The organism is Streptomyces finlayi, from assembly GCF_014216315.1.
Taxonomy (GTDB): Bacteria; Actinomycetota; Actinomycetes; order Streptomycetales; family Streptomycetaceae; genus Streptomyces; species Streptomyces finlayi_A.
This window is the reverse complement of record NZ_CP045702.1, coordinates 1,326,306-1,342,731: the sequence shown is the minus strand read 5'-3', so window position 1 is coordinate 1,342,731 and position 16,426 is coordinate 1,326,306. Positions and strand designations below refer to the sequence as shown.

The following is a 16,426-nucleotide window of genomic DNA, read 5'->3' as shown; positions in this document are numbered from 1 at the left end:
GGGGACGGGGGCCATACTCGGACAGGTGTTCCTGACTATCAGCACAACCGGCACCCCGGAGCGTCCCGCCACCGATCTCGGCTTCCTGTTGCACAAGCATCCTGAGAAGGCGCAGACGTATCCCACCTCCCACGGCACCGCGCATGTCTTCTATCCCGAAGCATCCGCGGAGCGCTGTACGGCGGCCCTGCTGCTGGAGGTGGACAGTGTGGCGCTGGTGCGCCGCGGCAAGGGCAAGGGCAGGGGCGGCGCCCCCGACGCGGCGCTCGCGCAGTACGTCAACGACCGTCCCTACGCCGCCTCCTCGCTCCTCTCCGTCGCTCTGAGCACGGTCTTCGCGTCCGCTCTGAACGGGGCGTGCCAGGCCATGCCCGAGCGGGCCGGGCAGCCACTCCCGCTGCGGATCGAGATCCCCGCGGTGCCCGCGCGCGGGGGCACCGAGCTGGTGCGTAAGCTCTTCGGCCCGCTCGGCTGGACGAGCGTGGAGGCCGTGCCCGTGCCGCTGGACGAGGAGTTCCCGGAGTGGGGCGACTCGCGCTACGTACAGCTGGTGCTGGAGGGGGAGATGCGGCTCGCGGACGCACTGCGGCAGCTGTACGTCCTGCTGCCGGTCCTGGACGACGCCAAGCACTACTGGGTGGCCCCTGACGAGGTGGACAAGCTCCTGCGGGCCGGCGAGGGGTGGCTGGCCGAGCACCCCGAGCAGAAGCTGATCACCAGCCGGTATCTGTCGCGCCGCTGGGGACTGACCCGGCAGGCGATGGAGCGGCTCGAACTGGTGCGGCTCGCCGAGTCGGACGACCTCGACGTGGTCTCCGTGGACAACGCCGTGGACGAGACGAAGGACACCGAGGAGAAGCCGGTGCCGCTCGCCGAGCAGCGGCGCACGGCGATCCTGGCGGCACTGCGCGCCGCCGGTGCGGGCCGGGTGCTGGACCTGGGCTGCGGTCAGGGTCAGTTGGTCCAGGCGCTGCTCAAGGACGTGGCCTTCACGGAGATCGTCGGCGTCGACGTCTCGATGCGCGCCCTGACCATCGCCTCGCGCCGGCTGAAGCTGGACCGGATGGGCGAGCGGCAGGCGAGCCGGGTCACGCTCCAGCAGGGCTCGCTCACCTATACCGACAAGCGGCTCAAGGGGTACGACGCGGCGGTGCTCAGCGAGGTCATCGAGCACCTCGACCTGCCGCGGCTGCCCGCCCTGGAGTACGCGGTGTTCGGCTCGGCGCGGCCGCGCACCGTGCTCGTGACCACGCCCAACGTCGAGTACAACGTCCGCTGGGAGACACTCCCCGCCGGGCACGTGCGCCATGGCGACCACCGCTTCGAGTGGACCAGGGCCGAGTTCGGCCGGTGGGCCGCGGAGGTGGCGAAGCGTCACGGCTACGAGGTGGCCTTCGTCCCCGTGGGCCCGGACGACCCCGAGGTGGGGCCGCCGACGCAGATGGCCGTGTTCACGATGAACACGCCGGACGAGACGAACAAGACGAACAAGACGGACCAGACGGACCAGATGAACGGGACGAACAAGAAGGAGGCGAAGGCCGCATGAGCAGCACCGGCACCACCGACACCCTCCGCACGTCGCGCACGCTGCCGGTGACCGACCTCTCCCTCGTCGTACTCATCGGTGCCAGCGGATCGGGCAAGTCCACCTTCGCCCGCAAGCACTTCAAGCCCACCGAGATCATCTCCTCGGACTTCTGCCGGGGCCTCGTCGCCGACGACGAGAACGACCAGAGTGCCAGCGGTGACGCCTTCGACGTCCTGCACTACATCGCGGGCAAGCGTCTCGCCGCCGGCCGTCTCACCGTCGTCGACGCCACCAACGTCCAGCCCGAGAGCCGCAAGCAGCTCGTGCGGCTGGCCCGCGAGTACGACGTGCTGCCGATCGCCATCGTCCTCGACCTGCCCGAAGAGGTCTGCCTCGCGCGCAACGCGAACCGTCCCGACCGGGCCGACATGCCGCGCCACGTCATCCAGCGCCACCGCCGCGAACTGCGCCGCTCGCTGCGCGGTCTGGAGCGCGAGGGCTTTCGCAAGGTGCACATCCTGCGCACCGAGGAGGAGGCCGAGCAGGCGGGCATCGTGCTGGAGCGCCGGTACAACGACCTGCGCCATCTCACCGGCCCCTTCGACATCATCGGAGACATCCACGGCTGCGGTTCCGAGCTGGAGACCCTGCTCACCACCCTCGGATACGTCGACGGCGCGCACCCCGAAGGGCGTACCGCCGTCTTCGTCGGCGACCTCGTCGACCGCGGCCCCGACAGCCCCGGAGTGCTGCGCCGTGTCATGGGCATGGTGTCGGCCGGCAACGCCCTGTGCGTGCCGGGCAACCACGAGAACAAGCTCGGCCGTCATCTCAAGGGCCGCAGCGTCCAGCACACCCACGGGCTGGCGGAGACCATCGAGCAGCTGGAGCGCGAGGACGCCGTCGACCCCGCGTTCCGCGGGCAGGTCGCGGAGTTCATCGAGGGCCTCGTCAGCCACTACGTGCTGGACGGGGGGAAGCTCGTCGTCTGCCACGCCGGGCTGCCGGAGAAGTACCACGGCCGCACCTCCGGCCGGGTGCGTTCGCACGCGCTGTACGGGGACACGACCGGCGAGACCGACGAGTTCGGCCTGCCCGTGCGCTATCCGTGGGCCGAGGAGTACCGGGGCCGCGCCACCGTGGTCTACGGCCACACGCCGGTCCCCACCACCTCCTGGGTCAACAACACCATCTGCCTGGACACCGGCGCCGTCTTCGGCGGCAGGATGACCGCGCTGCGCTGGCCGGAGCGCGAACTCGTCGACGTGCCGGCGGAGAAGGTCTGGTACGAGCCGGTCAGACCGCTCGTCTCCGAGGCGCCCGGCGGCCGCGAGGGCCGTCCCCTGGACCTCGCCGACGTCCAGGGCCGCCGCATCGTGGAGACCCGGCACATGGGCCGCCTCTCGGTGCGCGAGGAGAACGCCGCGGCGGCGCTCGAAGTCATGAGCAGGTTCGCCGTCGACCCGCGGCTGCTGGCCTATCTCCCGCCGACCATGGCGCCGGCCGCCGCCTCGCACGAGGACGGCTATCTGGAGCACCCGGCGGAGGCGTTCGCCCAGTTCCGGACGGACGGTGTGGCCAAGGTCGTCTGCGAGGAGAAGCACATGGGCTCGCGGGCCGTGGCGCTGGTCTGCCGCGACGCGGAGGCGGCGCGTGAGCGCTTCGGTACCGAAGGCCCGACGGGCGCCCTGCACACCCGTACCGGGCGGCCGTTCCTCGACGACCCCGCGCTCACCGAAGCGGTTCTCGGCCGGCTGCGCGAGGCCGTCACCGCCGCCGGGCTGTGGGAGGAGTGGGACACCGACTGGGTCCTCCTGGACGCCGAACTGATGCCGTGGTCGCTGAAGGCGGCCGGGCTGCTGCGCTCGCAGTACGCGGCGGTCGGCGCCGCCTCCGGCGCCGTCTTCCCCGCGGCCGTCGCCGCCCTCGAAGCGGCTGCCGCCCGTTCCGTCGACGTCGGCGCGCTGGCGGACCGGCAGCGCGGACGTGCCCAGGACGCGACCGCGTTCACCCGGGCGTACCGCCGTTACTGCTGGAGCACCGAAGGGCTCGAAGGCGTGCGGCTCGCACCCTTCCAGATCCTCGCCGTGCAGGGCCGCTCGCTGGCCTCCGTACCGCACGACGAGCAGCTGGCATGGCTGGACCGGCTCGTCGAGCACGACCCGACCGGGCTGCTCCAGGTGACGCGGCGGCTCGTCGTGGACACCGGCGACACGGAGTCGGTGCGCTCCGGCATCGACTGGTGGCTGGAGATGACGGGCCGGGGCGGCGAGGGCATGGTCGTGAAGCCGCTCGGTGCGCTCGTGCGGGACGAGAAGGGCCGGCTGGTCCAGCCGGGCATCAAGGTACGCGGCCGGGAGTACCTGCGGATCATCTACGGCCCCGAGTACACCCGCCCGGAGAATCTGGAGCGGCTGCGCTCCCGGTTCCTCGGCCACAAGCGGTCGCTGGCGCTGCGGGAGTACGCGCTGGGTCTGGAGGCCCTGGACCGGCTGGCCGACGGGGAGCCGCTGTGGCGGGTCCACGAAGCGGTCTTCGCGGTGCTGGCTATGGAGTCGGAGCCGGTCGACCCGAGGCTCTAGGTCCTGTCTGGAGTTCCCCCGCGGCGTCGCGGCGTCCGGCACCGCCGCCTCCGGCGTTGTCGTCAGTCGCGAGGGCTCCGCCATCGCTCCCTCCTCCGCCTTGGATTCGACGGCACCGGACGCCGCTCCTTCTCCCGCGCTGGAACTCCAGACAGGACCTAGCGGGCGGGACCAAGCCCGTCGAGGGAGTTCCTCCCGGGCCCTTGGGGTTTTGGGGGAGATCGAGGACAAGACGGCCGTTCGCCGGGTGAACGGCGCTCCGTGCGGTGAGGATGGAGGCATGGGATTCCATGTCGACTCCGAGGCCGGGCGGTTGCGCCGCGTCATCCTGCACCGCCCCGATCTGGAGCTCAAGCGGCTCACCCCCGGCAACAAGGACGCGTTGCTCTTCGACGACGTGCTGTGGGTGCGCCGCGCCCGCCAGGAGCACGACGGCTTCGCCGACGTACTGCGCGACCGGGGTGTGGAGGTGCATCTCTTCGGTGATCTGCTGCGGGAGTCGCTGGACATCCCGGCGGCCAAACGACTCGTCCTCGACCGGGTCTTCGAGGAGAAGGAGTACGGTCCGCTCGCCACCGAGCATCTGCGGGCGGCCTTCGAGGAGTTGTCCACCGCCGAGCTGACCGAGGCGCTCGTCGGCGGGATGACGAAGCGGGAGTTCCTGGAGCGGCACAGCGAGCCGACCTCGGTCCGGTTCCATGTGATGGATCTGGACGACTTCCTCCTGGCGCCGCTGCCGAACCACCTCTTCACCCGTGACACCTCCGCCTGGATCTACGACGGGGTGTCCATCAACGCCATGCGCTGGCCCGCCAGACAGCGCGAGACCGTCCACTTCGAGGCGATCTACCGTCACCACCCCCTCTTCACCGGGCCGGAGGCGGGGGTGTTCCACCACTGGTCGGAGGGCCAGGACGACTACCCGTCGACCATCGAGGGCGGCGACGTGCTGGTCATCGGCCAGGGAGCCGTGCTGATCGGGATGAGCGAGCGCACCACTCCGCAGGCCGTGGAGATGCTGGCCCAGGGCCTCTTCGACGCCGGTTCGGCCCGGACGATCGTGGCGCTGGACATGCCGAAGAACAGGGCGTTCATGCACCTCGACACCGTGATGACGATGATCGACGGCGATACGTTCACCCAGTACGCCGGGCTCGGGATGCTCCGCTCGTACACGATCGAGCCCGGTGACGGCCCACGGGAGCTGAAGGTCACCGACCATCCGCCCGAGCACATGCACCGGGCCATCGCCGCCGCGCTCGGCCTGGAGTCGATCCGGGTGCTCGCCGCCGTCCAGGACGTACACGCGGCGCAGCGCGAGCAGTGGGACGACGGCTGCAACGTGCTGGCCGTGGAACCGGGGGTCGTCGTCGCGTACGAGCGGAACGTCAGCACCAACACGCATCTGCGCAAGCAGGGCATCGAAGTCATAGAGATCCGCGGCAGCGAGCTGGGGCGGGGGCGCGGCGGGCCCCGGTGCATGAGCTGTCCGGTAGTGCGTGATCCCGTGTAGCGAGCAGCCCGATGACGCATGCTCCTGTATAGCAATGCAGGTACTCGTATAGACTTCCAGGATCAGCGCTTCGAGCGACCCTTGTCCGACCAGGAGCAGTCACATGGCCACAGACCTCGCAGGCCGCCACTTCCTCAAGGAGCTGGACTTCACGGCCGAGGAGTTCCGCGGCCTGGTCGCCCTGGCCGCGGAGCTCAAGGCCGCCAAGAAGGCGGGGACCGAGGTGCGGCGGCTGAGCGGCAAGAACATCGCGCTGATCTTCGAGAAGACGTCGACGCGTACGCGGTGCGCGTTCGAGGTCGCCGCGGCGGACCAGGGCGCGTCCACGACGTACCTGGACCCCTCCGGCTCGCAGATGGGCCACAAGGAGTCGGTGAAGGACACGGCCCGCGTGCTGGGCCGGATGTTCGACGGCATCGAGTACCGGGGCGACAGCCAGCAGGCCGTCGAGGAGCTGGCCGCGTACGGTGGCGTCCCGGTCTTCAACGGGCTGACCGACGAGTGGCACCCCACCCAGATGCTCGCCGACGTGCTCACGATGACCGAGCACAGCGCGAAGCCGCTGGACCGGATGGTGTTCGCCTACCTCGGCGACGCCCGCTTCAACATGGGCAACTCCTACCTCGTCACCGGCGCCCTGCTCGGAATGGACATCCGGATCGTCGCGCCCCGGGCCTACTGGCCGGCGGCGGACGTCGTCGCGCAGGCCCGGAAGCTCGCTCAGGTCAGCGGCGCGACGGTCACGCTCACCGAGGACATCGCCGAAGGTGTCCGCGGCGCCGACTTCGTCGCCACGGACGTCTGGGTCTCCATGGGGGAGCCCAAGGAGGTGTGGGCCGAGCGCATCACCGCGCTCGCGCCGTACTCCGTGACCATGGACGTCCTGCGGGCCACGGGCAACGACGACGTCAGGTTCCTGCACTGCCTCCCGGCCTTCCACGACCTCGGCACGAAGGTCGGCCGGGAGATCCACGACGCGTACGGCCTGACGGAGCTTGAAGTGACCGACGAGGTCTTCGAGTCCCCGTTCTCGGTCGTCTTCGACGAGGCGGAGAACCGGATGCACACCATCAAGGCCGTACTCGTGGCCACGATGGCCAAACCCGGCGCCTGATCACTCCGCCGCGCGGGCGTGCCGTGCGGGGGGCGGCTGGGCGGGCATCGCGGGCAGCGTGAACCACACCGCCTTGCCGTGCTCCGTCGTGCGGTGACCGCAGGCGGAGCTGAGCGTGCGGATCAGGAGCAGCCCCCGGCCGTGTTCCTGCCAGGGGTCCGGCGCGCTGCCGGGCGTGGGCCGGGAGAGGTCGCCGGGCGGCGAGGGGTCACGGTCGTGGACCTCGACCTGGCACCCGGCCGCCATGAGTTCCACGACGAGTTCGATGGGCAGGTCCCCGTCCGTGTGCTCGACGGCGTTGGCGACCAGTTCGGCGGTGAGGAGTTCGGCGGTGTAGCTGTCCGCGGAGGCGTCGATGTCCATGAGCGCGGTACGGATGAGTGCGCGGGCGATCGGCACGGCTGCCGTGGAATGCGGCAGGGCGATACGCCATGACGCGGGAATGGGGACATCGGGGGGCACAGCTGCTTCCGTTCCGGAGCGAGTCTTCCTGGTATCGACAAATCCTGCGTTCAACCATACGAAGTGGGGTGGCGCAGTGATAGAGCCGGTCGACCGGCACGAAAGGGACGTTCGCCACAACACTCGCACGTTTGGGTTATCGCGCACTCCTGACGACAGTCACATATGAGTGATAACTTCGGGGTGGACCGAGTCGCCCGGAGCGGGCAGGCTCCGCTGGCCACCGGCTGAAGGGGACCACCTCCCATGAGCCCTTTTCCCAGTTCCGCCCTCCGTACGGAGGACTGGCACCATCTGCGGGTGACGAGGGACGACGGGGTCGCGACCGTCACCTTCGCCCGGCCCGAGAAGCTCAACGCGCTCACCTTCGGCGCCTATGCCGACCTGCGCGACCTGCTCGCCGAACTGTCACGCGAACGTTCCGTGCGCGCCCTGGTGCTCTCCGGTGAGGGGCGCGGGTTCTGTTCCGGAGGCGACGTCGACGACATCATCGGCGCCACGCTCGCGATGGACACCGCCCAGCTCCTCGATTTCAACCGGATGACCGGCCAGGTCGTACGGGCCCTTCGTGAATGCCCCTTCCCGGTTATCGCCGCCGTACACGGCGTGGCTGCGGGAGCCGGGGCCGTTCTCGCCCTGGCGGCCGATTTCCGCATCGCGGACCCGACGGCCCGCTTCGCCTTCCTCTTCACCCGGGTCGGCCTCTCCGGCGGTGACATGGGCGCCGCCTATCTGCTGCCCCGCGTCGTCGGTCTCGGCCATGCCACCCGGCTCCTCATGCTCGGCGACCCGGTGAACGCCCCCGAAGCGGAACGGATCGGGCTGATCAGCGAACTCGCCGAGGAAGGCCAGGCCGGGGAGCGCGCCGCCGCGCTCGCCCGCAGACTCGCCGACGGACCCGCCCTCGCGCTCGCGCAGACCAAGGCGCTGCTCACCGCCGAACTCGACATGCCCCTCGCGGCCTCCGTCGAAATGGACGCCGCCACCCAGGCGCTCCTGATGAACGGCGAGGACTACGCCGAATTCCACGCGGCCTTCGCCGAGAAGCGCACGCCGAAATGGCAAGGAAGGTAGCGTGATGTCCGGCGACTCGATGCGGATCGCGGTCATCGGCGGAGGCCCCGGCGGCCTGTACGCGGCGGCGCTGCTGAAACGGCTGGGCCCCGGGCGTGACATCACGGTCTGGGAGCGCAACGCCCCGGACGACACCTTCGGATTCGGCGTCGTCCTCTCCGACGAGACGCTCGGCGGCATCGAGCACGCCGACCCCGTCGTGTACGCGGCGCTGCGGGACGAGTTCGTCCGCTGGGACACCATCGACATCGTCCACCGGGGCCGTTGCGAGACGTCCGGCGGACACGGGTTCGCGGCGCTCGGCCGCCGGAGGCTCCTGGAGATCCTGCACGCGCGCTGCCACTCCCTCGGCGTCCGGCTCCGCTTCCGCACTCAGGCCCCGCCCGCCGCGGAGCTCGCGCAGACGTACGACCTGGTGATCGCCGCCGACGGTGTGCACAGCGCCACCCGCGAGGCCCACGCCGACGTCTTCCGCCCGCACCTCACCCCGCACCGCAACCGCTACATCTGGCTCGCCGCCGACTTCGCACTCGACGCCTTCCGCTTCGAGATCGCCGAGTCCGAGTACGGCGTGATGCAACTGCACGCCTACCCCTTCTCGGCCGACGCCTCCACCGTCATCGTCGAGATGCGCGAGGAGGTCTGGCGGGCCGCCGGGCTCGACCGCTGCGATGCGGCCGAGTCCACCGCACGCTGCGCCAAGACGTTCGCCGACGCCCTCGACGGCCGGCCCCTGCGCTCCAACAAGTCCTCCTGGCTCACCTTCACCACCGTGGTCAACGAGCGGTGGTCGCACGGCAGTACCGTCCTCATCGGCGACGCCGCCCACACGGCGCACTTCTCGATCGGCTCCGGCACCAAACTCGCCGTCGAGGACGCCCTCGCACTGGCCGCCTGTGTCGGGGAACAGCCGGATCTGCGTACGGCGCTCGACGCGTACGAGACGGAGCGCCGCCCGGTCGTCGCCTCGACCCAGCGCGCGGCGGCCGCCAGCCTGCGCTGGTTCGAGGAACTGGACACCTACCTGGACCAGCCGCCCCGCCGATTCGCCTTCAACCTCCTCACCCGCAGCCGCCGCGTCACCCATGACAACCTCCGGCTGCGCGACCGCGCCTTCACCGGCGCCGTCGAGGAGGAGTTCGGCTGCCCGCCCGGAACCCCGCCGATGTTCACCCCGCTGCGGCTGCGCGGACTGGAACTGCGCAACCGGGTCGTCGTCTCGCCCATGGACATGTACTCCGCCACCGACGGCGTCCCCGGCGACTTCCACCTCGTCCACCTCGGCGCCCGCGCTCTGGGCGGCGCCGGGCTCACCATGACCGAGATGGTCTGTGTGAGCCCCGAAGGCCGCATCACGCCGGGCTGCGCCGGCCTCTACACCGACGAACAGGCCGCCGCCTGGGCCCGCATAGCGGACTTCGTGCACCGTAGTGCCCCCGGGGCCGCGATCGGCGTCCAGCTGGGCCACTCCGGCCGCAAGGGCTCCACCAAACTCATGTGGGAGGGCATCGACCAGCCGCTCGACGCGGGCAACTGGCCGTTGTCAGCCGCCTCCCCGCTTCCCTACGCCCCCGGCGTCAGCCAGGTGCCCGAGGCGCTGGACCGGGCCGGACTCGACGCCGTCCGCGAGGAGTTCGCCGCAGCGGCCCGCCGCGCCGCGCACTGCGGCTTCGACCTGCTCGAACTCCACTGCGCGCACGGCTACCTGCTCTCCGGGTTCCTCTCCCCGCTCGCCAACCACCGCACCGACGCGTACGGCGGCCCGCTGGAGAACCGGCTCCGCTTCCCCCTCGACGTCTTCGACGCGGTCCGGGAGCAGTGGCCCGCCGACCGGCCCATGACCGTCCGCATCTCCGCCACCGACTGGGCCGACGGCGGTACGAGCGCCGAGGACGCCCTCGCCATCGCCCGGGCCTTCGCCGAGCGCGGTGCCGACGCCATCGACGTCTCCACCGGACAGGTCGTGCCGGACGAACGCCCCGAGTACGGCCGCTCCTACCAGACCCCCTACGCCGACCGCATCCGCAACACCGTCGGCGTCCCCGTCATCGCGGTCGGCGCCATCTCCTCCTGGGACGACGTCAACTCGCTGCTCCTCGCGGGCCGCGCCGACCTCTGCGCCCTGGCCCGCCCGCACCTCTACGACCCGCACTGGACCCTCCACGCGGCGGCCGAACAGGACTACCGCGGACCGGGCGCGCCCTGGCCCCTGCCGTACCGTGCGGGCAGCCGCACCCCGCCGGCCGGCCGTACCGACGCGCCGAAACCACGGCTCACGCTGAACTGAGCGCCAGGCACTCGTGGCAGCGGCAGGGACTGGGTGCGGGATGCCGGGCCACCGCGCTGAGCAGCAGCCGGTCCGAGACGGCCTCGAACCCGATGCGCCGGTACACACCGTTGCTCGTCGGGTTCGCGAGGTCCGTGAACAGCAGCACCTCCTCGGCTCCCGCCGCCCGTGCCGCCCGGCCGACCGCCGCCGTCACCGCCGCCGCGTAACCCCGGCCCCGGTGTTCCGACGGCGTGTAGACCGTCGCCACCCGCACCGAGCCCGCGATGTTCCGCGAGACGCCCGCCATCGACACGGGCACACCCGCGTCCTCCCACAGCGTCAGCCCGCCGTACGTCGTGCGCTCGTCGACGAGCCGCTCGATATGGGTGCGGGGCTCACCGACCTGCTCGGCGAACGTGCCGTGCCAGTCCAGGAGGAGGTCCCGGTCGGCGGCCGTCGCCGTCCGGGGCCGGCCCGCCGGGGCGGGGGAGGGCGGGACGAGTGTCCCGAGCCGGTAGAGCCGCCGCTGTTCGTCGACCCGGTGGCCCGGCCAGTGCGCGGCCAGCGCCTCGGCCGTGGCGCGGTCCGCGTTGACGCGGGTCAGCGGGAGCGCGCGGGTGAGCGGAGTGATCGCCTCCGGTGCGGTCGCGCCCAGCATCGGGGGATACGGCGGAGTGTGCACCAGCGTCCCCGCGACCGCTCCGTCGGCCCCCCGCCACCAGCCGAGGACGGGGACGCTCTCGCCGTACGCGCGGGGACCGCTGTCCCGCAGCGTGGCGGTGACGGTCAGCACCAGGGTGTTGTCCGCGGGCCGGGAGGCCAGCCACGCACCCGCCGTATCCAGAAAAAACGCCGACATCGTCCGTGAAAGTCCAGGTCATGCCTCATCCTGCCGGTTCCGCGCTCCGGCAGTCACCCGAATTGCGGGCGCGCTCACGGGCGTACGAAACGCTCCCCGGCATCGCGCAGCATCGCGTGCAGCAGCCCGAACACCTCGGCCGAGCGGCCCCCTGGCCAGTCCTTCGGCAGCAGTTCCTCCGGCAGCCCGGGGTCGGCGTACGGCAGCTTCCGCCAGGAGTCCAGCGCCGGAAGATAGTCCCGGTAGGCGACCTCGGGGTCCGGGACGCTCCCGAGGGGCCACGCCTCCCACGCCTTGAGCACCGGCTCCTGCTGCTCCAGGAAGTCCAGATGGAGCCGTGCGATGGCGTCCAGGTCCCACCAGCGGGCCACCGACTCCTTCGTCGCCGCGAAACCGAGGTGTTCCCCCCGGAACAGATCCACGTACGGGGCGAGCTCCAGCCGCTCGAGGGTGTGCCGGGTCTCCTCGTACAGCCCCGCCGGCGCGATCCACACCCCGGGCGCGGCCGTGCCGAAGCCGAGGCGGGCCAGCCGGGAGCGCAGCAGATGCCGCTTGTGGCGCTCCGCCTCCGGTACGGAGAAGACGGCCAGTACCCAGCCGTCGGCGGCCCGGGGCTCCGGCTGTTCGTAGATGCGCCGGTCGCCGTCGTCCAGCAGCTGCCGGGCGTCCGCCGACAGCGCGTAACCGGCCGACCCGTCAGTCGTGCGGGCCGGGACGAGCAGTTCGCGGCGCTTGAGCCGGGAGACGGAGGAGCGTACGGAGGGCGCGTCGACCCCTACGGCGCGCAGCAGACGGATCAGCTCGGCCACCGGCAGCGGTTCGTTGCCGGGGGAGCGACCGTACGCGCCGTAGAGGCTGACGATCAGGGAACGGGGAGTGTGCAGCTCGGCCACGTGATCACTCTAGAGCCCGTCAGCCGCGGCGTGCCGGTCCGCGTCCCCGCGCAGCCGGAAGCGCTGGAGTTTGCCGGTCGCGGTCCGGGGGAGCGCGGCCAGGAACTCGATGACGCGGGGGCACTTGTGCGGAGCCAGCTCCCCCTTCATGTAGCGGCGCAGGGAGTCCGCGGTCTGCGCGGAGCCCTCGCGCAGCACCACGTACGCCACGACGATCTGGCCGCGCAGCTCGTCCGTACGGCCCACCACGGCGGCCTCGGTCACCTCCGGATGGCGCAGCAGCGCGTCCTCGACCTCGGGACCCGCGATGTTGTAGCCGGAGGAGATGATCATGTCGTCGGCGCGGGCGACGTAACGGAAGTAGCCGTCCGGCTCGCGGACGTACGTGTCACCGGTGATGTTCCAGCCGTGCCGCACGTACCGCGTCTGGCGCTCGTCGGCGAGATAGCGGCAGCCGACCGGGCCGCGCACGGCCAGCAGTCCCGGTTCGCCGTCCGGCACTTCCTCACCCGCCGGGTCCACGACCCGCGCCTGCCAGCCGGGTACGGGCTTCCCTGTGGTGCCGGGGCGGATGGCGTCGTCGGCGGCCGAGATGAAGATGTGGAGCAGCTCGGTGGCCCCGATGCCGTTGATGATGCGCAGACCGGTCCGCTCGTACCAGGACTCCCAGGTGGCGGCGGGCAGGTTCTCCCCGGCGGAGACGCACCTGCGCAGCGCCGACAGGTCGTGCCCGTCGAGGTGGTCCAGCATCACCCGGTACGCCGTCGGCGCGGTGAACACCACCGAGACCCGGTGGGCGGCGAGCGCCGGCAGCAGCTGCCTGGGCCCCGCCTGCTCCAGCAGAAGTGCCGAAGCGCCCGCGCGCAGGGGGAAGATCACCAGGCCGCCGAGCCCGAAGGTGAAACCGAGCGGGGGGCTCCCGGCGAACACGTCGTCGGGTTCCGGACGCAGGACGTGGTGCGAGAACGTGTCGGCGACGGCCAGCACATCGCGGTGGAAGTGCATACAGCCCTTGGGCCGCCCGGTGGTGCCCGAGGTGAACGCGATCAGGGCGACGTCGTCCGCTGCGGTGTCCACCGGCTCGTACGGCCCCGGACGGGACTCCGCCAGACGCGTCAGATCGTCCTCCGCGACGCCCCCGTACGTCGTGATCAGCAGTTCAGGGACCCGGGCCTTCAGCAGATCCTCGACGGAGCGGACATCGCACAGCGCATGGCTCACCCGGGCGAGTGAGCAGATGGTGGACAGCTCCTGGGACCGTGCCTGCGCCAGTACGGTGACGGCGACCGCGCCCGCCTTCATGACCGCGAGCCAGCAGGCGGCCAGCCAGGGGGTGGTGGGGCCGCGCAGCAGTACCCGGTTGCCGGGGCGTACGCCCAGGTCACCGGTGAGGACATGGGCGATGCCGTCCACCCGGTCCCGCAGCTCCCCGTAGCTCCACACCCCGCCGTCACCGCCGCGGAAGGCGGGGCGGTCAGGGCCGAAGCGGCCGATGGTGCGGTCGAGGAGTTCGTATCCGCAGTTCAGCCGGGCGGGGTAGTGCAGCTCCGGCCGGTCGAAGACCAGCTCCGGCCGCTGCGCTGCCGGTGGCAGACGGTCACGGGAGAACGTGTCGGTGTGTGCGGTGGCACCGTCCGCAGACGCGTCCGGCGAGGAAATCGGCTCCATGAAGGATCGCCCCCTTGTCGCCCCTGGAGCGTATCGTTTGAGTGACGGTAGTCAACGGTTCGCGATAAGACGTGACAAGAGAGGCGCCGCCATGACGGCATTCTCGCTCGACCCGGCCAGGACCGCCTGGTGCGCGGAGCTGTACGGGACAGCCGTGCACCAGCTGCGGCCGCTCGCCGAAAAGGGCGAGGCGGGCAGGGTGAACCGCCCGCTGCTCGCCGCCCTCGGCGAACTGGGGCTCCTCGACAGGCTCTTCGACTCCGGCGCGCTCGACCTCTGCCTGCTGCGCGAATCCCTGGCCCGTGGCTGTACGGAGGCCGAGACCGCCCTCGCGCTCCAGGGGCTCGGCGCGTATCCGGTCGTCCAGGCGGGCACGCCCGCGCAGCGCGGGCGCTGGCTGCCCGAGGTGCGGGCGGGCCGCGCCGTGGCCGCCTTCGCGCTGAGCGAGCCGGGCGCGGGCTCCGACGCCGCCGCCCTCGCCCTCGGCGCGCGCGTCACCCCGGACGGCTGGCGGCTGACCGGCGAGAAGTGCTGGATCTCCAACGCGCCCGAGGCCGATTTCTACACCGTCTTCGCCCGTACGACCCAGGGCGCGGGAGCCCGGGGCGTCACCGCGTTCCTGGTCCCCGCCGACCGCCCCGGGCTCACCGGAGAAGCGCTGGACATGCTCTCCCCGCACCCCATCGGGGCGCTGGCCTTCGAGGACGTCCCCGTCACCGCCGCCGACGTCCTCGGCGAGCCCGACCGGGGGTTCCGGGTCGCCATGAACACCCTCAACCTCTTCCGGCCGAGCGTCGGAGCCTTCGCGGTCGGCATGGCCCGCGCGGCCCTCGACGCCACCGTCGCGCACACCGCGGAACGCACCGCTTTCGGCGGCCCGCTGAAGGACCTCCAGGCCGTCTCCCACCAGGTCGCCGAGATGGCCACCCGCACCGAGGCCGCCCGGCTCCTGGTGTACGCGGCGGCCGCGGCGTACGACGCGGGCGAGGACGGCGTGCCCGGACGCGCCGCCATGGCGAAGCTGTACGCAACCGAGACCGCGCAGTACGTCGTCGACGCCGCCGTCCAGCTGCACGGCGCCCGCGCCCTGCGCCGCGGCCACCTGCTCGAACACCTCTACCGGGAGGTCCGCGCGCCCCGGATCTACGAGGGTGCCAGCGAGGTGCAGCGCACGATCATCGCCAAGCAGCTGTACGCGACCCAGGAGCCGTCCGTATGAACCCGGTCAACCGGATCAACCCCGCCGAACTCTCCCCGCCCACGGGCTTCTCGCACGCCGTCACCGTCACGGGCGGCCGTCTGGTCTTCCTCGCCGGCCAGACCGCCCTCGACGAGGCCGGGAAGGTGGTCGGGGACACCCTGCCCGAGCAGTTCGAGCAGGCCCTCGGCAACCTGCTCACCGCCCTGCGCGCGGCGGGCGGCACCCCGGCAGGGCTGGCGAGGGTCACCGTGTACGCCACGGATGTCGCCGACTACCGGGAGCACGCGTCCGAACTGGGCCGGATCTGGCGGCGGTCGGCAGGACGCGACTACCCGGCCATGGCCGTGATCGGCGTCGTCAGACTCTGGGACGAACAGGCGATGGTGGAACTCGACGGGGTGGCGGCACTCGACTGAACCCGCCCCGCCACCCCTGGTCCTCGACCACTCGGTACGGCTGCACCAGCACGTGGGCCGCGCCCGGAATCCCGACCTTCAGCAGCTCGTCCGTGATCGGGGTGAGCAGCGCCTTGACGGCCTGGTTGCCCGCGCTCATCACGACGCCCCGCACCTCGGGCAACCGGGGCACGGTGACACGCCAGTTGGCGAAGCCGGTGTACTCGGGAGACGCTGGAGGGGCCCGCACGGAAGTGCGGAGCACGGAGCCCCGAGCGGATCCGGCCGAGCAGATCCAGGAGGCCAGCGGTGACCAGTGAACCGCCCCCGCCCCCTGCGGCCAGGTCGTACGACGGTGAGGGCATCACCGTCAGCTACGACGCCCACCGCTGCCTGCACGCGGCCGAGTGCGTCCGGGGCCTGCCCGCCGTGTTCGAGGTGGGGCGCAAGCCCTGGATCGTGCCCGGTAACGCCTCCGCCGACGAGGTCGCCGAGGTCATCCACCGCTGCCCCAGCGGTGCCCTCCGGTACCACCGCACCGACGGCCTCCCCGACGAGGTCCCCGACGCGCCGACCCGGGTCTCCCTCCACTCCGACGGCGTACTCCACCTGCGCGGGAACCTCGAAGTGGTCACCGCCCAGGGCCCCCGCCATGAGACCCGGGTGATGCTCTGCGGCTGCCGGAGGACCGGGCACGCGCCGTACTGCGACCACAGCGGCGACTGCGCCCGCCACATCTGAACCGGCGGAGGCACCGGAGCGGCACCGGAAGCGGAACCGGAAGCGGAACCGAACCGCTCCGGGCGCGGCGCGGCGCGGCGTCCGAGTGAACGGCACGGTGCGATATATCTGTACTCAGTGCCCT

At 71.6% G+C, this 16,426-nt stretch carries 12 protein-coding genes and 1 pseudogene; 9 read left to right on the top strand and 4 right to left on the bottom strand.

Annotated features, from left to right (window positions below):
• Positions 1-25: 25 nt before the first annotated feature.
• The 4 genes from F0344_RS06170 to argF all read left to right on the top strand — a co-directional run bounded on the left by F0344_RS06170 (position 26) and on the right by argF (position 6,740).
• Positions 26-1,549, top strand: coding sequence for a 3' terminal RNA ribose 2'-O-methyltransferase Hen1 (locus tag F0344_RS06170; protein WP_185297811.1), 1,524 nt, complete (start codon positions 26-28; stop codon positions 1,547-1,549).
• Positions 1,546-4,113, top strand: coding sequence for a polynucleotide kinase-phosphatase (locus tag F0344_RS06165; RefSeq protein ID WP_185297810.1), 2,568 nt, complete (start codon positions 1,546-1,548; stop codon positions 4,111-4,113). The genes F0344_RS06170 and F0344_RS06165 overlap by 4 nt, the downstream gene beginning before the upstream one ends.
• A 280-nt stretch (positions 4,114-4,393) precedes the next feature.
• Complete coding sequence (locus F0344_RS06160; protein ID WP_185297809.1) at positions 4,394-5,626, top strand: arginine deiminase; 1,233 nt, start codon at positions 4,394-4,396, stop codon at positions 5,624-5,626.
• Positions 5,627-5,729: 103 nt separating this feature from the next.
• Positions 5,730-6,740 (top strand): ornithine carbamoyltransferase, encoded by a 1,011-nt coding sequence (argF, locus tag F0344_RS06155; protein ID WP_185297808.1) that lies wholly within the window; start codon positions 5,730-5,732, stop codon positions 6,738-6,740.
• On the opposite strand, the gene F0344_RS06150 is transcribed toward argF, so the two are convergent.
• Positions 6,741-7,202 carry an ATP-binding protein gene (locus F0344_RS06150; protein ID WP_185297807.1) on the bottom strand — a complete coding sequence of 154 codons (462 nt, stop codon included), beginning with the start codon at positions 7,200-7,202 and terminating at the stop codon, positions 6,741-6,743.
• A gap of 246 nt (positions 7,203-7,448) precedes the next feature.
• Between F0344_RS06150 and F0344_RS06145 the strand changes: the two genes are divergently transcribed.
• The gene (locus F0344_RS06145) at positions 7,449-8,276 is read left to right on the top strand and encodes an enoyl-CoA hydratase family protein (RefSeq protein WP_185297806.1); all 828 of its coding nucleotides are present in this window, start codon (positions 7,449-7,451) and stop codon (positions 8,274-8,276) included.
• Between the two features lie 4 nt (positions 8,277-8,280).
• Entirely contained in the window at positions 8,281-10,563 is a 2,283-nt protein-coding gene (locus F0344_RS06140; RefSeq protein ID WP_185302534.1) for a bifunctional salicylyl-CoA 5-hydroxylase/oxidoreductase, read from the top strand.
• Here F0344_RS06140 and F0344_RS06135 read toward each other — a convergent pair.
• The 3 genes and pseudogenes from F0344_RS06135 to F0344_RS06125 form a co-directional block, all read right to left on the bottom strand.
• Positions 10,550-11,426: pseudogene (locus tag F0344_RS06135) on the bottom strand (GNAT family N-acetyltransferase). The gene F0344_RS06140 and the pseudogene F0344_RS06135 overlap by 14 nt on opposite strands.
• Positions 11,427-11,478: 52 nt before the next feature.
• A complete protein-coding gene (locus tag F0344_RS06130; protein ID WP_185297805.1) occupies positions 11,479-12,297 on the bottom strand; it encodes a PaaX family transcriptional regulator in 819 nt (272 codons plus the stop codon).
• Positions 12,298-12,306: 9 nt separating this feature from the next.
• Complete coding sequence (locus F0344_RS06125; protein ID WP_185297804.1) at positions 12,307-13,965, bottom strand: AMP-binding protein; 1,659 nt, start codon at positions 13,963-13,965, stop codon at positions 12,307-12,309.
• Between the two features lie 91 nt (positions 13,966-14,056).
• Between F0344_RS06125 and F0344_RS06120 the strand changes: the two genes are divergently transcribed.
• From F0344_RS06120 to F0344_RS06110, 3 genes are all read left to right on the top strand, one after another.
• A complete protein-coding gene (locus F0344_RS06120; RefSeq protein WP_185297803.1) occupies positions 14,057-15,184 on the top strand; it encodes an acyl-CoA dehydrogenase family protein in 1,128 nt (375 codons plus the stop codon).
• Positions 15,181-15,582, top strand: coding sequence for a RidA family protein (locus F0344_RS06115; protein WP_185297802.1), 402 nt, complete (start codon positions 15,181-15,183; stop codon positions 15,580-15,582). Before F0344_RS06120 ends, F0344_RS06115 begins: the two co-directional genes overlap by 4 nt.
• 288 nt (positions 15,583-15,870) lie before the next feature.
• Positions 15,871-16,302, top strand: a complete 432-nt coding sequence (locus F0344_RS06110) for a (4Fe-4S)-binding protein (RefSeq protein ID WP_185297801.1) — start codon at positions 15,871-15,873, stop codon at positions 16,300-16,302.
• Positions 16,303-16,426 lie beyond the last annotated feature (124 nt).